The following is a 17,118-nucleotide window of genomic DNA, read 5'->3' as shown; positions in this document are numbered from 1 at the left end:
TCAGATTCTTCTTTACATATTTATATGCCCTTATAATATACTTAACAAGTGAAACTAAGCAAGAGGCGGCCCCATGACAGTCTGGACCCCTACAGATGACGGCTATGCCGACCTCTCAAGCCATGACACTTTTGAGGCAGGCGCGCCGCACAACACCTTCAAGCGCCTGCGCGATGAAGACCCTGTGAGCTGGACAGACTACGCCGACGGAGACAACTACTGGTCGATCACCCGACACGCCGACATGATGGAAATGAACCGCAACACACGCGTCTTTTCTTCGGCGCGCGGCATCCGCATGGAAGACCAGTCTTATGAAGAGTATCTCGCGCGGCGCACCTTTCAGGAAACCGACGCACCCGAACATATGCAAACCCGCATCAAAGTTGCCAAAGCCTTCTCAAAGCCCGTGATTGCCAAGTTTGACGCCGAAATCGGCGTTCTCTGCGACGAGATCCTCGAAGAGGCGCTGAGCGTCGACAGCTTTGACGCGACCAAGACAATCGCCCGCGAACTGCCGATGCGGATGCTGGGCCGTATCCTTGGGCTGCCCGAAAAAGACCTGCCCTGGCTTGTGGAAAAAGGCGATGCGCTGATCGCCAACACAGACCCAGAGTTTACAGACCATGTGCTCGACAAAATGGAAACCGACGCGTTTCGCATGATGCCGTTCAACTCCCCTGCGGGGGCGGAGCTGTTTCTCTATGCCAAAGACCTCATGAAAGAAAAAGAGGCCGCCGGCGACACAGAGGGCGTGCTGCATATGATCTTGCAGCCCGACAAAGACGGCAACACCATTTCCGAGGAAGAGTTTCGCAACTTCTTCTGCCTTCTCGTCGCCGCCGGCAATGACACCACGCGCTACTCTATCGCCGCTGGAATGCAGGCCATGTGCCATCAGCCCGAATTGCTCGCCCAGATGCAAACCGGCGATATCTGGAGCACCGCCCCCGACGAAATCATCCGCTGGGCCACGCCTGCGCTCTACTTCCGCCGCACGGCGATGCAAGACTACGAAGCCCACGGCAAAAAAATCCGCGCGGGCGACAAAGTCCTCTTCTGGTGGTCCTCAGGCAACCGCGACGAGCGCGCCTTTGACGCGCCGATGCGCGTCAATCTGATGCGCGAAAACAACCGCCACGTCAGCTTTGGCCAAGGCGGGCCACACGTCTGCCTCGGGATGTGGCTGGCGCGGCTTGAAGTGCGGGTTTTGTTTCAAAAGCTTGCCAAACGCCTCTCGGCCATCGAAGCTGACGGCGAGCACCAGTTTTTGCGCTCAAACTTTGTCGGCGGGATCAAGTCCCTGCCTGTGCGCATCAAAAGAGCCTAAACAGAACAGAAAAAAGGGCAAAGACCCTCAGGGAGACACATATGAAAGACCGCCTGCGCGTATTATTCTGCGACCACCTCAGCATCATGCGGGGAAAATACCTTCCCAATAGCAAAATCGCCGATGCCAGCACCCGCTTTTGCCGTTCCACATTCGGCGTGCATTACGACAAGGACCTGCTGCCAGCTCCCGGCTCCATGATGATGGAAGGGCTGCCCGATATGGAGCTGATGTGGCGCGCCGAAGAAATCCGCGACAGCTGGGATGAGGGCACCAAAATTGTTCTGGGCGATCTTTATGATGCCGACGGCGCCCCGCTTGAAATGTGCCCCCGTGGCGCGCTCAAACGCGCGGTTGCGGCATGGGAGGCCAAAGGCCTGACGCCCAAAATAGGCATCGAGCTTGAATGTTTCGCGCTGCAACTTGACGACGCCGGCCAGATCGCGCCCTATGATACCCCCGGCGGGGTGGTCTATGGCACAGGCCCGTTCTCTGATCCGCTGCGCTTTAATGATGCGATCTGGGAAGAGGCCGACCGCCTCGGATTTGATCTGGAAGTGATCACCAGCGAATATGACAGCCCGCAGTTTGAATATGTGCTGACCTTCTCAGATGCTGTCAAAGCGGTCGATGATATTGTGCTCTTCCGCCTTATGGCGCGCGAAATCGCGCTCGAACATGGCGTGCTCTTGAGCTTTCTGCCAAAGCCGCTGGCCGAGGCGGGCGGCTCGGGAATGCACATCAATTTTTCGTTCACCGACCAGAGCGGCAAAAATGCACTCGCATCGGGCGCAAAGGGCGGCCCCGAGCATATGAATGATCTGGCGCGCGGCTGCCTTGCGGGCCTCTTGCATCACCACAAAGGCCTTGCCGGCCTGATCGCCCCGACGGCCAACAGCTATGAGCGCCTCCAGCCCGGCTCGCTCTCGGGCTTCTGGAAAAACTGGGGCGGCGATCACCGCAATGTCACAACGCGGATCAGCTCGGAAGGCGGCGCCAAAGCGCGGCTGGAGCACCGCATGGCCGACGCCTCCTCAAACCCCTACACCGCCACAGCCGCCGTGCTGCAAGCCGCGCTTTTAGGCGTAGACAACGGCTATGAGCTGCCCGCCATGGAAACGGGCGACGGGTTTGAAACAACCGACGCCACCGAGAGCACCGCCACCAGCCTTGCGGGCGCAATCGCCGATCTGCAGGCCGATACAGCCCTCACCCGCGCCGTGGGCCAGGGTCTCTGTGACAACCACATCTTTATGAAAGAACAGGAAGTCGAAAAAACCCGTGATCTGCAAGGCGAGGCCCTGCGCGACTTTTATGTTTATTTTGTGTAAAGGACGACGCTTATGAATGTGACATGGTCCCTGCCCGACGGCAGCGAAATTTCAGCCGACGTCGCGGAGGGGGTGAACATGATGGAAGCCGCCCTCGCCAACTCTGTGCCCAATGTGATCGGAGAATGCGGCGGCAGCCTCGCCTGCGCGACCTGCCATGTCTATGTCGATGAGGGCTGGCACGACAAGACCGGGCAGGCGGGGGATTTTGAGGACGCCATGCTCGACGCCACAGAGGCCGAACGCGGGCCACATTCGCGCCTGTCCTGCCAGATTGTGGCAAGCCCCGAGCTTGACGGGCTCAAGCTGATCGTGCCTGCCGTTTAAGTCTTTGGCAGGCGTCGAATTTTCGCTGCGCGAAAATCCGACCCAGCGAGGGGGCCAGCCCCCTCGCGCTCCCCCGGGATATTTTTAGAAAGAAAAAGGCAGAATTGGGCTTATTCGGGCCTAAGGGCTTTTTTTGTGTATTAAATTGATTTAGGTTTACCGAAGATAAATTTCGGGAATCCTGAATATGCAAACCAAAGCCCCTTCCGTTCATGACGCCGAGCCGATCCCTGAGGCCGCGCGCGAGGCGATTGACCAATTGCTCGCTTCGGGCGATCTGTTTCGCTATACAGCCCCTGAGGACGCGCCTGTGGCGCTTCTGGAGCGGGAATTTGCCGAGCTGCTCGGTGCAAAATATGCGCTCGCTGTTTCGTCATGCTCTGCTGCGCTTTTTCTGTCGCTCAAGGCGCTTGGCCTGCCGCGCGACGCCCGCGTGCTGATCCCTGCTTTTACATTTGCCGCCGTGCCCTCTGCGGTTGTTCATGCTGGGTGTGTGCCTGTGCTCTGCGATGTGGGCGACACCTATCGTATTGATATGGCTGATTTCGAGGCCAAGCTTCACGAGGATATCAGCGCCGTGATCATCTCCCATATGCGCGGCCATACCTCTGATATGGACGCCATCATGGCGCTCTGTGCGGCCCGCGACATCCCTGTTGTTGAAGACGCAGCCCACAGCCTTGGCACCACATGGCATGGCAAAAATATCGGCACGCTCGGGCGCATCGGCTGTTTTTCCTTTCAGTCCTACAAGCTTGTCAACGCAGGCGAAGGCGGCATCCTGATCACCGATGACGCCGACCTGCTCGCGCAAGCCGTAATCATGTCAGGCGCTTACGAGCACAACTGGCGCAAGCATGGCGAGATCGATACGGCCCTTGAAGCCGCCTTTGCGCGCTGGCAAAACCGCCTGCCGCTCTACAACCTGCGCCTGAGCAATCTCTCCGCCGCCGTGATCCGCCCCCAGCTCCCGCTTGTGGCCGAACGCGTCACCAAGGGCCGCAGCAATCATGACTATGTTGCCGCAAAGCTCTCCCAAAGCCCCTGGCTCACAGTGCCCGCCAAGCTCGCCCCCGAAGAGCGCGCGCCAGACAGCATCCAGTTCAACCTTGTGAACATGACAGATGACGAGGCCACAGCCTTCGCCAGCGCCGCCGCCACGCGCGGCGTCAAAGTCCAGATTTTCGGGATGAGCACAGACAACGCCCGCGCCTTCTGGAACTGGCAGTTTATCGGCGGCGAGACGCCAGAGCTGCCACAAACCCGCAAGATGCTCATGCGCGCCTGTGATACCCGCCTGCCGGCGCGCCTGTCGCGCGAGGACCTCGACTTTATCGCAGAGGCGCTTTTGGCGGCTGCCGAAGACGCCAAGGCAAAGCCCGCGCTCAAAGCAGGTTGATCACACCTTCGGTGTCCGGAAAAGCCTCCAGCGCCGGATCAATAATGGTCTGGCGCAGGATCGGGCGCAGCTTGTTGGCGACCCCCTCTGGCATATCCTGCAAGATCCCCTCGCGCGCCGTCAGGCTGATCCGCCGCGACAGCGGCTCAAACGGCAGCGCCATCACATCAATCTTGGGCGCAAAGCGCCGCGCCCGCATCAAAGCCAGCGGCGTCAGGATCGTCCAGCCCGCGCCCTGCCCGACCATTGCCAAGATCGCATGATAGCTATCCAGCTCAAAGCGGTGCGACAGCCGCAAGTTCTGGCGCGACAAATGGCTGGCAATCTGGCGGCCCATATGGTGGCGCGAGGTATATTGAATAAGCGGCAGACGCTTGAGCTGGCGCAGCACATCGACCTTGCGATCAATCGCGCCCTTGGGGGCTGCCACAACAAAGCCTTCCTCCATCAAGGGATGCACTTCCATACCGCTCAAGGCTTCGCCCATCTCGGCGGCGACAATCACATCGAGCGCCCGCGCATCAAGCTGGTCGTGCAGAAAATGGCTCGCCCCTGTCTCAAGCAGAAACTGACAGGTCTTCAGCTCGTCTGCCATCTGGGTCAGAAGCTGGGGCGTCACATCTGCCGCCAGATCTTCGATCATCCCGAGGCGAAACCGCGTCAGCCCGCGCATATCGCTCATCGCAAGCTCGGCGCGCACCTGTTCGGCCTCGTTCATGATGTTTTGCGCCCGCCTGCGGAAAATCTCTCCCGCAGGGGTCAGCAAAATCGGCCGTGCATTGCGCTGCAAGAGCGTGACGCCCATCGCGCCCTCAAGATTGGTCAGCTGCTGGCTGACCGCAGACGGGCTGGCTCCAAGGCGACGCGCCGCCGCAGTGATCGAGCGCTCCTCGGCTGTCGCGATAAAGACTTCCACCCCCCAAAGGGTAATCCGCCCTGTGTTATCCGCCATCTGGCCCTACTTGCCCATCTTGGACAGCTTGGCCTGAAGCGCCGCCAGCTCGGCCTTGATGTCATCCAGATCGTCGGCGCTGTCGTCCTTGGCAGCCGCAGCCGCTGCAGGTTTGGCCGCGCTGCTGCCGGCCGCGCCAAAGCCGCCCGTCATCGCCTTCAAAAACGCCTCTTGCTGGGCCTGAAGCGCTTCAAAGCCCGGCATCTGCGGCATAGGGCTGATCGTGCCCATATTTTTCATCATCTTTTCCTGCCCCTCACGGAGCATATCAAAGCTGGCTTGCAAAAACTCGGGCATCATCTGGGTGGCTTGGTTTGTATAGCTGCGCACAATGTCATTGAGCACAGAAACCGGCAGCATATTTTCGCCGCGGCTCTCGTGGTCTGCAATGATTTGTAGAAGATACTGCCGCGTCAGGTCATCGCCAGACTTGAGATCCACAATCTGGACCTCCCGCCCCTCGCGGATAAAACTCGCAATATCGTCAAGCGTCACATAGTCGGATGTTTCGGTGTTATAAAGCCGACGGCTTGCATACCGCTTGATCAGCAATGTTTTCTGAGCCTCGTCCACGCCAGAATCCTCCCAAATGAGCCGCGCTGCACTGCAGCTTAGGGGAGTGTCTCAGAAAAAGAAAGAGCGGGCCGCAATGGACCCGCTCAAGAGTGGAGCGCTTTCAGAATGGGAGGAGACTGTTGCGCTCTATCTCGGTCTGCTTACTTCGCAGCAGCTGTCGCTTTTTTCGCGGCAGCCGTCATGTCTTCAGTCGCTTTTTTAACGGCTGTTGTGGCTTCTTCCGAAGCTGATTTGCCAGCGGCCATCAGAAGCTCAACAGTTTCCATTTGAACTTTTTTCGCAACTTCAGCGAAAGCGGCCATGTTTTCTGAAGCCACTTCAGCTTGGGCTGAGGCGAAATCTGTGATCGCTTTGGCGTAATCAGCAGGCTCTGCTTTGGCTTTTGACATATCGCCAAGCTTGGCAAGTGTCTCAGATGTCCATTTTGTGGAGATCGCAGCTGATTTTTCAGCAGCGCTCAGTGCCACAGAAGAGAATTTCTCGCCGAGCTCGGCTTGGCTTTTGAACTGGCCTTCAAAAGCGGCTGTGTCTACGGGGAATGCGCCCATCATGTCTTTGAGAGTCGCTGTGAAATCTTGTGCTTTAGCCATTGTAAAATTCCTATCAGGTTGGTCGGGCTGTAACTGTCTTGCCCGAGGTATTGGTTACGCGTCTGAAGAATATATACACGCTGCACCGCAGCATTTCAAGTCTTTTTCTGCACTGCAGCAAAATAAAAGTGACCCAAGGTAAACCCTTTGTTTTGCAGGGCTTTTCAGCTTAGCCGCAGCGCAGCATTATTCTGTTACAAAAGTTTCACAGAATCGCATGGCATCGCATGACATCGCGGGGCATCCACGGCCCCCTCCCTCGCAGAGGCAGGGCCACAAGGCCAAGCCCGCCAGATCAAGGCCTCAGACCTCAGGCTTCAGACATCAGGCTTCAATGTCACATAGGTCCCGGGCGCAGGGCAAAGCGCCTCATAGCCCTTGCCGCCCAAGGCACGCGCCGCAACCATCGGCCCCGAGCGTTTGCCAAGCCAGCTTTCCCAGCGCGGCCACCATGACCCGGCATGAAACTCGGCCCCCGCCCACCAGTCTGCCGCCGTCTCGGGCAAAGCCTCATTGGTATAATGGCCGTATTTCTTCTTGCTCGGCGGATTGACCACGCCGGCAATATGCCCCGACTGGCTCACAACAAAGGTCTTGTCTGTCGCGCCCGTCATACCAAAGCCACGGTAACAGTCGCGCCACGCCGCGATATGATCGGTCTCACAGGTTACAGCAAACAACGGGATGTCCACATCCCTCACATGAAGCCGCTCGCCCAAAAGCTCATAGCCCTCGCCAACAAAGGCGTTCTTCTGGCACAGCCCGCGCAGATACTCCATGACCATCTTGCCAGGCAGATTGGTGCTGTCCCCGTTCCAATAGAGCAAATCAAACGCAGGCGGCGTCTCGCCCATCATATAAGACTTGATCGCAGGCCCGTAGACCAGATCATTGGAGCGCAGAAAGCTCATGGTCCGCGACATGATCACCGAGCGCAAGACGCCGTAGTTGGCGACTTCCTCCTCGATCCCGTCAACAAAATCATTCTGCAAAAACGGCGTAAACTCGCCCTGCTCGCCAAAGTCCGACAGCGCCGTAAAGAATGTGGCTGATTTGACCGAGGTGTCGCCCTTGGCCTTCATATCCGCCAGCGTCAGATGCAGCGTCGTGCCCGCAATGCAATATCCCACAGCATTGACCTCTGCCTCGCCGGTGATCTCTTTGGTCGCACGGATCGCTTCTTTAAAGCCCGTCTCGATATAATCCTCCATGCCCCAGTCGCCCTCGGCACGGCCCGGATTGCGCCAGCTCACCACAAACAAGGTGTAGCCCTGCTCGGTGATCCACTTGATCAGGCTGTTTTCGGCCTTCAGATCAAGAATATAAAACTTGTTGATCCATGGCGGAAAGATAATCAGCGGCGTCTGATGCACCTCTTCTGTCGCGGCCTTATACTGGATCAGCTCCAGCATCTCGTTGCGAAACACAACCGCGCCCTCGCTCGTCGCCACATTACGCCCCAGCTCAAAGGCGCTCTCGTCACAAAGCTTGACCAGAAGCTCGCCGTCATTGGCCTCCATATCCGCCACAAGGTTTTCCAGCCCGCGCACAAGGCTCTCGCCCTCGGTTTCCACCGCCCGCTCCAGCGCGTCAGGGTTGGTGCCCAAAAAGTTGCTCGGCGCCATCATCGCGATGATCTGCTCGGAAAAATAGCCAAGCCGCCGCTTGTCCGTCGCGCTCAGATCTTCCACATCCGCAACAGCGGTGCGGATCGCCTCCGAATTGATCAGATATTGCTGCTTCACAAAGTTAAAGTAAGGGTGGCTCTGCCACAAAGGGTTCTGAAAGCGCTTGTCCGTCTCGGTGTGGTCTGCGGGGGCCTGAAAGCCCTCTTTCACAAAAGCCTCCTGCGCCTCGACAAAATGCTGGACCGACTTGCCCCAATATTCCAGCTGCTGTTCATAAATGCGCTGCGGGTTCTCCACCATCTCGGCCCAGTAGTTCACAGCCGCCTGCGCATAAAGCTCGGGTCCGGGGCCGCTCAGCGTCGGATTCACCGCTTTTCGCCCGCTGATTGCCCGCATCAACCGCTCGGTCAGCGCCTCGACCCGCTGCAAATTCGCCTGCATTTTGTCAAGATTTTGACCTGCGACATCATCTATTGTTGTCATCTTAACAAAATTCCCCTATCTTTTTCTGCAACGCAGCATAATCATTACGGTTCGCACAACAACGCGACGAAGTGACTTACCCTAGGTAAACCCAAAGCAAAAGGACGCCCAAATGCGCTATATGGCCAGCTACGACTTTATGGAATCGTTTCGCAATGCCAACCAATGGTTCGGCGCAACCGCCAAGTCCTTTGCATCTTACCCCGCTTTTGCGCTCACGCCAAACCCTGCTTTTCAATGGCTCGCCGCTTGGGGCGAAGTGACAGAGCGCAGCTTTGAGCGCATGGTCGCCAAGCCCGACTGGGGCATTGACACCTTCACCTGCGATGATGGCAAAGATCACATCGTCAAAGTCGAGAAAGTCGTCGAAGGCGCCTTTGGCGATCTGATCCACTTTAACGTGACAGGGCGCGAAAAAGCCCCCCGCAAAGTGCTCATCGTTGCGCCGATGTCAGGCCATTACGCGACGCTATTGCGCTCCACGGTCAGAAGCCTCATTCGCGACTGCGAAGTCTATATCACAGACTGGCACAATGCGCGCGACATCCCCGTTTCCGAGGGCAAGTTCGACATCGAAGATTATACCCTCTATCTCGTTGATTTCATGCGCGAGCTCGGCCCCGACACCCATGTGATCGCCGTGTGCCAGCCCGCACCGCTCACGCTTGCGGCCACAGCCTATCTCGCCGAAAAAGACCCCGAGGCACAGCCCCGCTCGCTCACCCTCATTGGCGGCCCGATCGACCCGGACGCAACCCCGACCGAAGTCACAGACTTTGGCCGCCGCGTCACAATGGGCCAGCTCGAAGAAAGCATGATCCAGCGGGTCGGCTTCAAATACAAAGGCGCAGGCCGCAAGGTCTATCCGGGCCTTTTGCAGCTCTCCTCCTTCATCTCGATGAACTCCGAAAAGCACAGCAAAGCCTTCATGGACCAGATCTCGCGGGTCGCAAATGGCGAAGCTGGCGAAAAAGACAAGCACAACAAATTCTATGACGAATATCTCGCCGTGATGGATATGACCGCCGAATTCTATCTCTCCACGGTCCACCGCATCTTCAAAGAGCGCGAAATCGCCAAGAACGAATTCGTCGTCGCGGGCCACAAAGTCGATATCGGCAAAATCACCACTGTCGCTGTCAAAACAGTCGAAGGCGAAGAAGATGATATCTCCGCCCCCGGCCAATGCGTTGCGGCGCTTGACCTCTGCACAGGCCTGCCCGACAGCAAAAAAGCCTCCCACCTTGAGCCAGGCGCAGGCCATTACGGCATCTTCGCGGGCAAAAGCTGGCGCAACAATATCCGCCCGCTGGTGCTTGATTTCATTGATGCCAATTCCGAGGCCCCGGCCAAGCCGCAAAAAGCCGCTCAAAAAGCAGGCAAAAAAGCGGCCAATACAAACGCCGCCTAAAACAAGAGCCAATCCATCACGCTCAAGGCTGCGCCACAGGGCAGCGCAATGGCAAGCGCCAGCAGCGCCGCCCCCAGCGGCGTGAGCTTCGGAGCGGGCAGATCATGGCCGAATACTGTGTTTTTCTGTCTCATAAGGCGATGTTAACCACGCATTAGGTTTCTTTTGGCTTAACAGGCCTATGACAGAGGCACATTCGTTTCAACAATCCGAGCTTTTCAACAGCGCCCTCGCCCGCATGGGCCGCGCCCCGCGACGGATCGCTCTGCCCTCGGGCGAGGCTTTCACCCTCAGCCGCTTTGGCCTGTCGCTGGCGAGCCGCCCGCGCGACACCGCCGAAATCTATGAGGCCCTCGCCGCGCAGCGCATCCATATCATCAACGCCGAAAGCGCGCACCCCGCTCTGCCGCAAAACGGCTATCGCCAGCTCATCAAGCCCGCCCATATCGCCTGTCTGGGCCTCTCGCCCGACCCCGAGGCGCAGCGCGCCGCAATGCGGCCCAAATGGCGGCGCAGCCTTGAGCGCTTTGAAGCCGCGCGTCCCGCCCACATCGGCCTGAGCCAACGCGCCTTTGATCCTGATCAGGACGCATGGTTGCTCAAGGCCGAGGCCGCCCAGTCGCGCGCGCGCCGTTACAAGAGCTATCCGCGCAAGCTCACAGAGACCATGGCCGAGGTCTGCCCCAAGGCGCTGCGCCTCTTCACCCTGTCTGAGGCAGACCAGCCCCTTGCGGCCATGCTCTTTGCGCTGCACGGCCCCTGCGCCACCTATTACATCGGCTGGTCTGGCCCCGAGGGGCGCCGCCTTGGCGCACATTGGCTCCTGCTCTGGCGCGCCATGCAAGACCTGCCCATCCGCCGCATCACCACGCTCGATCTCGGCCTGATCGAGACAGACCACAGCGCAGACCTTGCCCGCTTCAAGCTCGGCTCTGGGGCCGAAGTGCGCGCCTTGGGCGGCACATGGGCGCGCCTGTTCTAAGCCCCTGTTTTGGCCTCTGCCACGCGGCTCTGGCCTGTCCATACTGCGGTCTATACAGCCTGCCCCATAGGCGGCCCCACGCCCTCAGGCGCGCAAAACATAGGGCTGGCGCAGCCATTCGCTCAACAGTGCGTTGACCGCCTCTGGCGCTTCCAGCGTCGGCAAATGCCCCGCACCCTCCACCACCGCCAGCTTGGCATAGGGGATCAGCTCGGCCATGAACTCATGCCGCTTCACAGGCGTCAGCCCGTCATGCGCCCCACAGACCACAAGCGCTGGCATCTTGGCCTTTCGCAAGGCCGCCTGCTGGTCACGCCTGCGCTGCAAAGCTTTGATTTGTCTGATAAAAACCTCAGGCCCAAGGCTCTCCGCCATCTCCTGAACCACCTTCAAAACAGCGGGCCGCTGCGGCGTCGGGGCCAGAAACTCGGGCTTCAGAAAGCCGCGGATCACATCCATCATCCGCCCCGCCTTGATCCCCACAATCATAGGCTCGTAAGCGGCCGCCGATTGCGGCGTCTCCGCCAGCGGGTTGGTGTCCATCAAACACAGCCGCGTCACACGGTCAGGCGCACGCCGCACGATCTCCATGGCGATAATCCCCCCCATAGACAGCCCCACAAGCGCAAATTTTTGCGGCGAATCCAACAAGATAGAGGAAGCAATTTCTTCAATTCGCTCGCCGTCTGTGGTGCAGGCCATCATCACATTATGGCTGCGGCTAAAGTGCTCGATCTGAGGCTGAAAAAGCCGCGCGTCACACATCATACCAGGGATAAACAACAGCGGCTCACGCATCAAACAGGCTCCTTACAGGCCCAGATTGGCAGAAGCGCCGCCAAGGTCAACCGCTCAAATCAAACAGCCTTTATCAGGCCGCAATAACCTCCTCCACCGCCGCCTCGATCAGCCCCAAACACACCTCGTCTGAAAAGCGGTGATCCGCGTCCTTGATCAGAGCGAGCCTCATATCAGGCCCCTCGGCGTGCTCCAAAAGCCTGACAGCCGTCGCCACGCTCACAGCGGTATCCGCCGTGCCCTGCAAAAACCGCACAGGAAACCCCAGCTCCAGTTTATCCCGCAAAACCAGATGCTTGCGCCCGTCCTCAATCATCCGCTTGGTAATAATATAAGGCTCCATATAGTCAGAGGGCAGCGCCACATGGCCGACCGTGTCCAGCTCCGCCTTCTGCGCCTCGCTAAAGTTGGCCCAATAGCCATCCTCGGTAAAATCAGGCGCCGCCGCAATGGTCACAAGCCCCCTGATCCGCCGCGGAATGGCCCGCGCCAGCAAAAGCGCCTGCCAGCCCCCCATAGAAGAGCCAACAATCACCAATGGCCCCTCCGTCACCCCCTCAAGGATCGCCAATGTGTCCTCATGCCAGTCGCCAATGCAGCCCTCTTCAAACGCGCCAGAGCTTTCGCCATGCCCCGAGTAATCAAACCGCAGGAAGGCCAGCCCGCGCGCCTTGGCCCAAGCCTCCAGATGAATGGCCTTGGTGCCTTCCATGTCCGATTTCAGCCCGCCACAAAACACAAGCGTCGGCCCCGCGCCGCCCGCCTTGTGATAGGCAATCCGCCGCCCCTGTGGCGTTTCAAAATAATGGGCTTTGCTCATGAAATCGCTCCTTCTTTCGCCTCACTCTGCCTCAGAGCCGCCGCCCTGCCAAGCCCCCCGCTTGCGCTTGACAATCGCCCCCCCGTGTCGCAGTTAACGCCCGAACCATACCCGCAACCGGGCGCTTTCGTAGGCGCCAAACTGACGAGGAGCTAGGCATGAGCCAGATTTCCCTTACCTTACCCGATGGCAATTCACGCGACTACGCAGCCGGCATCACCGCCGCCGAAGTCGCCGCCGATATTTCCACAAGCCTCGCCAAAAAGGCGATCTCGGCGACAGTGAATGGCCAGCATTATGACCTCGCATGGCCGATTGAGGCCGATGCCGACATCGCGATCCATACGCTCAAAGACGAAGATCAGGCCAACGAGCTGATCCGCCACGATTTTGCCCACGTCATGGCCCGCGCCGTGCAAGAGCTTTGGCCTGATGTCAAAGTCACAATCGGTCCGGTGATCGACAATGGCTGGTATTACGACTTTGATCGCGAAGAGAGCTTCACTCCGGAAGACCTCGGCGCAATCGAAAAAAAGATGAAAGAAATCATCAACCTGCGCGACAAAGTTCGCACAGAAATCTGGCCCCGCGACAAGGCCGTTCAGCACTACAAAGACAAGGGCGAGCCTTTCAAAGTCGAGCTGATTGACGCCATCCCGGGCGACGAGCCGCTGCGGATGTATTGGCACGGCGAGTGGCAGGATCTCTGCCGCGGCCCGCATTTGCAGCACACAGGCCAGCTCCCCGCTGACGCCTTCAAGCTGATGAGCGTGGCAGGGGCCTACTGGCGCGGCGACAGCAAGCGCGAGATGCTGCAACGGATCTATGGCGTCGCCTTCACAGGTAAGGAAAAGCTCAAAGCCTACCTCACCATGCTAGAGGAAGCCGCCCTGCGCGATCACCGCAAACTTGGCCGCGAAATGGACCTCTTCCATATGCAGGAAGAGGCCCCCGGCCAGATCTTCTGGCATCCCAACGGCTGGACCATCTACACCACCCTGCAAGATTATATGCGCCGCCGTCAGCGCGCGGGCGGTTATGTCGAGGTCAACACCCCACAGGTGGTCAACCGCAAGCTCTGGGAGGCCTCAGGCCACTGGGAGAGCTATCAGGAAAATATGTTCATCGTCGAAGTCGACGAAGACCACGCCCGCGAAAAAACCGTCAACGCGCTCAAGCCGATGAACTGCCCCTGTCACATTCAGGTCTTCAACCAAGGTCTGAAGTCCTACCGTGACCTGCCCCTGCGCATGGCCGAATTCGGCTCCTGTAACCGCTATGAGCCTTCGGGCGCGCTGCACGGTATCATGCGGGTGCGCGGCTTTACGCAGGACGACGGCCATATCTTCTGCACCGAAGATCAGATCGAAGACGAAACAGCGCGCTTTATCAGCTTCCTGTCCGAGATCTACGCCGAACTCGGCTTTACCGATTGGTCGATCAAGCTCTCCACCCGCCCCGAAAAGCGGATCGGCTCGGAAGAGACATGGGACCAGCTCGAAAAAGCCCTCGGCAACGCCTGTAAAGCGGCGGGCTATGACTATGAAATTCAGGATGGCGAAGGCGCTTTTTATGGCCCCAAGCTCGAATTTGTCCTGACAGACGCCATTGGCCGCAACTGGCAGTGCGGAACGCTGCAAGTTGACAGCAATATGCCCGAGCGCCTTGAGGCCAGCTACATCGGCAAGGATGGCGACAAGCACCTGCCCTATATGTTGCACCGTGCCACGCTCGGCTCTTTTGAGCGTTTCATCGGCATTCTGATTGAGGAACACGCAGGCAAGCTGCCGTTCTGGCTCGCGCCGCGCCAGGTTGTGGTGGCGACGATTGTCTCGGATGCGGATGACTACGCCGCCGAGGTCTGCGCCGCGCTCAAAGCGGCAGGCGTGCGCGCCGAGCTGGACATCCGCAATGAGAAGATCAACTACAAGGTCCGCGAGCACAGCCTTGGCAAAGTGCCTGTGATCCTTGCGGTCGGGCACCGCGAAGTCGAAGAGCGCACCCTCACAGTGCGCCGTCTTGGCGAGAAACAGACACGTGTTGCAGGCCTTGATGAGATCGTCAGCACACTGTCCAAATCCGCCACACCGCCCGATCTATTGTAACATCTGATCGGAACCAGAACCGCAGGCAGGCGCTCTCACGGCGCCTGCTTTTGCATATGAGCTGCCCGTCTTGCGCTCAGAACAAAAGCTCATGTAATAGATTAAGTTACGCTGCGAAGCTCTTGTTAAAAAATAACAATACGAGATTACAAATCACAGCCTCAGACCCCAAGCGCCGCCTGTGTGTCCTTGGCCCAGCCCAAGTAAAGCACACCGTTCGCCTCGATCAATGGCCGCTTCATCAGCGCAGGATGCGCCGCAATCAGATCAAGCGGCGCACCCGCACGTTCAGCCTCGCTCAGGCCCCGCCATGTGGTCGACCGCGTGTTCAAAATCGCCGCGCCAAAGGCCGCCTCGGCCCGCGCAAGCAGCCCCTCAGGCAGCCCCGCCTCGCGGATATCGACAAGCTCCGCCCCCGCCAGCGCCTTCTGCGCCTTGCGGCAGGTATCGCAGTTTTTCAGCCCGTAAATCTTCATCTTGCTCTCCGAATCTCACATTTCATTTGATTTTTACAAAATATATGCAACCCTTCCCACAGTGACTTTCTATTTCTGACTTCCGCCCAGTCACCCTGACGGAACCACGAGATCGTGAGTGACGTAAGGTGTATGAGGCCCGCCCCAAAAAGGCCTCGGTAAAAGGGAAGAAGGAGAAGCGGAATGCCAAATGGCACCGTGAAGTGGTTTAACACAACAAAAGGCTACGGCTTTATCGCCCCCGATGATGGCGGCAAAGACGTTTTCGTTCATATCTCTGCGGTTGAGCGCTCTGGCCTCACCGGTCTGGCAGATGATCAGAAAGTCAGCTTCGAGCTGGAAGAAGGCCGCGATGGCCGCCAAATGGCCTCAGACATCAAGCCCCAATAAGCCGACAAAAACGGCGCGGAAGGCTTCCCCTCCGCGCCGCTCATATAGGCCTTAAATCAGGCGCAAAAGGCTCAGGAACAGCCCTTCTCGCCTTCAATGCAAGTGTCACTGGGCACATAGCGCACGCGCTTTTTATAGACGGTTTTGTGCCGTTTCACTGCCGGCTGCGCCATCATGGACGAATAGCTCACAGTCTGGTTCGGCGTGCCACAGCAGATCACCCCGCCCATCACAACAGGCGAAAGACCCGTCGGGCAGTTGTTTGCGCCCTTGTAAGGATAGAGTGGCATAGCGTCGCTTGCCATGGCAGGTGCGCCCATCAGCGCCACAAAGGCAGCCCCGAGAATGACTTTTGTTTTCATAACACTTCCCTCGTTAAAAAATGATCAACACTTGGATTAACGCTACCAATCCCAGCCAAAAGGTCAAACAAAAAGCAAGGCTTTGCTTTCCAATCTGTCAATCTTCAGCCCGACCAACAGCCCAGATCGGCGCGTCTCTGGCTCAGTCGAGCAGTGTGCGAAACTCGCGCCACTCGCCCTTGCTCATGCCCGAGGCTTCCTGCGTCACCTCTTCGCCCTTAAGCATCCGCTTGACCACATCAAGCGCCTTGCTCGAGAGCGTCGCGCCGCCCATGCGGTAGTCCTCAAAGGCGCTATAGGCCGCAGGCACCCAATCGGCCACAACTTTGCAAATCTCGTCCGCATAAACGCGGATCTCGTGTTGCGCGTGCGCATCGGCCCGTAGCCGCAGGAAATGCAGCAAATTGTGCAGATCGACCTTCCAGTACCACTGCGTATAGATATTGGCTGGCAGGTTCATCCGCGCCAACTCGCGCGCAAGGTTGTCCGGCTCGCCTTCTTTGCCGATCATTTCCTCGTAATGGTCATAGCAGCGCGCCGCATCGCCCTTCAGGATTTCAAGCACCCGCGCAGAGGCTTCGGCCGAGAGCGGCTCGCCGCGGCCCTGATTGTTGATCACAGATTGCGCCGCCAGCTGCTCGGGCTGCGGAATGTAGAACTCGCGGTCAAGGATCGAGTAGCGCGCCGAATATTCGTTCACATTCGCGGTGCGGTGGCGGATCCACTGACGCGCCACAAACACAGGCAGCTTCACGTGCAGCTTGATTTCGCACATTTCAAACGGCGTCGAATGCCAATGGCGCATCAGATAGCGGATCAAGCCCTCATCGTTCTGCACAGATTTCGTGCCCTTGCCATAGCTCACCCGCGCCGCCTGACAGATCGCCGCATCATCGCCCATATAGTCGATCACACGGACAAACCCGTGGTCGAGCACAGGATAGGCCTTGTAAAGATGCGCCTCCATCCCTTCGCTCACCGCGCGCAGCGTCGGCGTCGATGTCGCGCGCAATGTCTCGATTTCGGCCTGCTGGTCTGGGGTCAGAGACATGGGGGCATCCTTCTTATAGGGTCTGAGTCGCCCGCGACTATATCTTGTGAACCCAGAGCATTGAAGCACTATAAACTGCGCTAAATTGCAACGGGTCAGAATTCATC

At 58.4% G+C, this 17,118-nt stretch carries 18 protein-coding genes; 8 read left to right on the top strand and 10 right to left on the bottom strand.

Features of this window, described 5'->3' with window-relative positions:
* The first annotated feature begins 73 nt into the window (after positions 1-73).
* The 4 genes from ACTF58_RS07860 to ACTF58_RS07845 all read left to right on the top strand — a co-directional run bounded on the left by ACTF58_RS07860 (position 74) and on the right by ACTF58_RS07845 (position 4,387).
* Positions 74-1,330, top strand: a complete 1,257-nt coding sequence (locus ACTF58_RS07860; protein ID WP_438991416.1) for a cytochrome P450 — start codon at positions 74-76, stop codon at positions 1,328-1,330.
* 41 nt (positions 1,331-1,371) lie between these two features.
* Positions 1,372-2,661, top strand: a complete 1,290-nt coding sequence (locus ACTF58_RS07855; RefSeq protein WP_438991415.1) for a glutamine synthetase family protein — start codon at positions 1,372-1,374, stop codon at positions 2,659-2,661.
* A gap of 12 nt (positions 2,662-2,673) precedes the next feature.
* Entirely contained in the window at positions 2,674-2,988 is a 315-nt protein-coding gene (locus ACTF58_RS07850; protein WP_438991414.1) for a 2Fe-2S iron-sulfur cluster-binding protein, read from the top strand.
* A gap of 187 nt (positions 2,989-3,175) precedes the next feature.
* Positions 3,176-4,387 (top strand): DegT/DnrJ/EryC1/StrS family aminotransferase, encoded by a 1,212-nt coding sequence (locus ACTF58_RS07845; protein ID WP_438991413.1) that lies wholly within the window; start codon positions 3,176-3,178, stop codon positions 4,385-4,387.
* Here ACTF58_RS07845 and ACTF58_RS07840 read toward each other — a convergent pair.
* The 4 genes from ACTF58_RS07840 to phaC form a co-directional block, all read right to left on the bottom strand.
* Positions 4,374-5,339, bottom strand: coding sequence for a LysR family transcriptional regulator (locus ACTF58_RS07840; RefSeq protein ID WP_438991412.1), 966 nt, complete (start codon positions 5,337-5,339; stop codon positions 4,374-4,376). The genes ACTF58_RS07845 and ACTF58_RS07840 overlap by 14 nt on opposite strands.
* A 6-nt stretch (positions 5,340-5,345) precedes the next feature.
* Complete coding sequence (gene phaR / locus ACTF58_RS07835; protein ID WP_438991411.1) at positions 5,346-5,912, bottom strand: polyhydroxyalkanoate synthesis repressor PhaR; 567 nt, start codon at positions 5,910-5,912, stop codon at positions 5,346-5,348.
* Positions 5,913-6,055: 143 nt separating this feature from the next.
* Positions 6,056-6,505, bottom strand: coding sequence for a phasin, PhaP (locus ACTF58_RS07830; RefSeq protein WP_438991410.1), 450 nt, complete (start codon positions 6,503-6,505; stop codon positions 6,056-6,058).
* A 317-nt stretch (positions 6,506-6,822) separates the two neighbouring features.
* The gene (gene phaC / locus ACTF58_RS07825; protein WP_438991409.1) at positions 6,823-8,616 is read right to left on the bottom strand and encodes a class I poly(R)-hydroxyalkanoic acid synthase; all 1,794 of its coding nucleotides are present in this window, start codon (positions 8,614-8,616) and stop codon (positions 6,823-6,825) included.
* A 112-nt stretch (positions 8,617-8,728) separates the two neighbouring features.
* Here phaC and phaZ point away from each other — a divergent pair, with 112 nt between their 5' ends.
* Entirely contained in the window at positions 8,729-10,027 is a 1,299-nt protein-coding gene (gene phaZ / locus ACTF58_RS07820) for a polyhydroxyalkanoate depolymerase (RefSeq protein WP_438991408.1), read from the top strand.
* On the opposite strand, the gene ACTF58_RS07815 is transcribed toward phaZ, so the two are convergent.
* Positions 10,024-10,161 (bottom strand): hypothetical protein, encoded by a 138-nt coding sequence (locus ACTF58_RS07815; RefSeq protein ID WP_438991407.1) that lies wholly within the window; start codon positions 10,159-10,161, stop codon positions 10,024-10,026. The two genes, phaZ and ACTF58_RS07815, sit on opposite strands and share 4 nt — an antisense overlap.
* A gap of 47 nt (positions 10,162-10,208) precedes the next feature.
* Between ACTF58_RS07815 and ACTF58_RS07810 the strand changes: the two genes are divergently transcribed.
* Positions 10,209-11,009 carry a GNAT family N-acetyltransferase gene (locus ACTF58_RS07810; protein ID WP_438991406.1) on the top strand — a complete coding sequence of 267 codons (801 nt, stop codon included), beginning with the start codon at positions 10,209-10,211 and terminating at the stop codon, positions 11,007-11,009.
* Between the two features lie 84 nt (positions 11,010-11,093).
* Here ACTF58_RS07810 and ACTF58_RS07805 read toward each other — a convergent pair whose 3' ends face one another.
* Entirely contained in the window at positions 11,094-11,807 is a 714-nt protein-coding gene (locus ACTF58_RS07805; RefSeq protein WP_438991405.1) for an alpha/beta fold hydrolase, read from the bottom strand.
* A 73-nt stretch (positions 11,808-11,880) separates the two neighbouring features.
* On the bottom strand, positions 11,881-12,627 hold the full coding sequence (locus ACTF58_RS07800; protein WP_438991404.1) for an alpha/beta fold hydrolase: 747 nt from the start codon (positions 12,625-12,627) through the stop codon (positions 11,881-11,883).
* 158 nt (positions 12,628-12,785) lie between these two features.
* On the opposite strand from ACTF58_RS07800, the gene thrS reads away from it, so the two are divergent.
* Positions 12,786-14,732, top strand: coding sequence for a threonine--tRNA ligase (gene thrS, locus ACTF58_RS07795; protein ID WP_438991403.1), 1,947 nt, complete (start codon positions 12,786-12,788; stop codon positions 14,730-14,732).
* A 161-nt stretch (positions 14,733-14,893) separates the two neighbouring features.
* Here the strand turns inward: thrS and ACTF58_RS07790 are convergent, their stop codons facing one another.
* Entirely contained in the window at positions 14,894-15,208 is a 315-nt protein-coding gene (locus tag ACTF58_RS07790; protein ID WP_438991402.1) for an arsenate reductase family protein, read from the bottom strand.
* Between the two features lie 183 nt (positions 15,209-15,391).
* Here ACTF58_RS07790 and ACTF58_RS07785 point away from each other — a divergent pair, with 183 nt between their 5' ends.
* Positions 15,392-15,598 (top strand): cold-shock protein, encoded by a 207-nt coding sequence (locus tag ACTF58_RS07785; protein WP_438991401.1) that lies wholly within the window; start codon positions 15,392-15,394, stop codon positions 15,596-15,598.
* 71 nt (positions 15,599-15,669) lie between these two features.
* Here the strand turns inward: ACTF58_RS07785 and ACTF58_RS07780 are convergent, their stop codons facing one another.
* Both ACTF58_RS07780 and thyX read right to left on the bottom strand, forming a co-directional pair.
* A complete protein-coding gene (locus ACTF58_RS07780; protein ID WP_438991400.1) occupies positions 15,670-15,960 on the bottom strand; it encodes a hypothetical protein in 291 nt (96 codons plus the stop codon).
* A 142-nt stretch (positions 15,961-16,102) separates the two neighbouring features.
* A complete protein-coding gene (gene thyX, locus ACTF58_RS07775) occupies positions 16,103-17,011 on the bottom strand; it encodes an FAD-dependent thymidylate synthase (protein WP_438991399.1) in 909 nt (302 codons plus the stop codon).
* Between the last annotated feature and the right edge of the window lie 107 nt (positions 17,012-17,118).

This window comes from Lentibacter sp. (assembly GCF_965657785.1).
Lineage (GTDB): Bacteria > Pseudomonadota > Alphaproteobacteria > Rhodobacterales > Rhodobacteraceae > Lentibacter.
Note: the sequence above shows the minus strand (reverse complement) of the source record. Positions and strands in the feature narration are given on the sequence as shown.

What these genes read in the sequence shown, in the direction of transcription:
- ACTF58_RS07860 (WP_438991416.1), top strand. Translation starts at nt 74, where the DNA reads ATGACAGTCTGGACCCCTACAGATGACGGCTATGCCGACCTCTCAAGC.
- ACTF58_RS07855 (WP_438991415.1), top strand. Translation starts at nt 1,372, where the DNA reads ATGAAAGACCGCCTGCGCGTATTATTCTGCGACCACCTCAGCATCATG.
- ACTF58_RS07850 (WP_438991414.1), top strand. Translation starts at nt 2,674, where the DNA reads ATGAATGTGACATGGTCCCTGCCCGACGGCAGCGAAATTTCAGCCGAC.
- ACTF58_RS07845 (WP_438991413.1), top strand. Translation starts at nt 3,176, where the DNA reads ATGCAAACCAAAGCCCCTTCCGTTCATGACGCCGAGCCGATCCCTGAG.
- ACTF58_RS07840 (WP_438991412.1), bottom strand. Translation starts at nt 5,339, where the DNA reads ATGGCGGATAACACAGGGCGGATTACCCTTTGGGGGGTGGAAGTCTTT.
- ACTF58_RS07830 (WP_438991410.1), bottom strand. Translation starts at nt 6,505, where the DNA reads ATGGCTAAAGCACAAGATTTCACAGCGACTCTCAAAGACATGATGGGC.
- phaC (WP_438991409.1), bottom strand. Translation starts at nt 8,616, where the DNA reads ATGACAACAATAGATGATGTCGCAGGTCAAAATCTTGACAAAATGCAG.
- phaZ (WP_438991408.1), top strand. Translation starts at nt 8,729, where the DNA reads ATGCGCTATATGGCCAGCTACGACTTTATGGAATCGTTTCGCAATGCC.
- ACTF58_RS07815 (WP_438991407.1), bottom strand. Translation starts at nt 10,161, where the DNA reads ATGAGACAGAAAAACACAGTATTCGGCCATGATCTGCCCGCTCCGAAG.
- ACTF58_RS07810 (WP_438991406.1), top strand. Translation starts at nt 10,209, where the DNA reads ATGACAGAGGCACATTCGTTTCAACAATCCGAGCTTTTCAACAGCGCC.
- ACTF58_RS07805 (WP_438991405.1), bottom strand. Translation starts at nt 11,807, where the DNA reads ATGCGTGAGCCGCTGTTGTTTATCCCTGGTATGATGTGTGACGCGCGG.
- ACTF58_RS07800 (WP_438991404.1), bottom strand. Translation starts at nt 12,627, where the DNA reads ATGAGCAAAGCCCATTATTTTGAAACGCCACAGGGGCGGCGGATTGCC.
- thrS (WP_438991403.1), top strand. Translation starts at nt 12,786, where the DNA reads ATGAGCCAGATTTCCCTTACCTTACCCGATGGCAATTCACGCGACTAC.
- ACTF58_RS07790 (WP_438991402.1), bottom strand. Translation starts at nt 15,208, where the DNA reads ATGAAGATTTACGGGCTGAAAAACTGCGATACCTGCCGCAAGGCGCAG.
- ACTF58_RS07785 (WP_438991401.1), top strand. Translation starts at nt 15,392, where the DNA reads ATGCCAAATGGCACCGTGAAGTGGTTTAACACAACAAAAGGCTACGGC.
- ACTF58_RS07780 (WP_438991400.1), bottom strand. Translation starts at nt 15,960, where the DNA reads ATGAAAACAAAAGTCATTCTCGGGGCTGCCTTTGTGGCGCTGATGGGC.
- thyX (WP_438991399.1), bottom strand. Translation starts at nt 17,011, where the DNA reads ATGTCTCTGACCCCAGACCAGCAGGCCGAAATCGAGACATTGCGCGCG.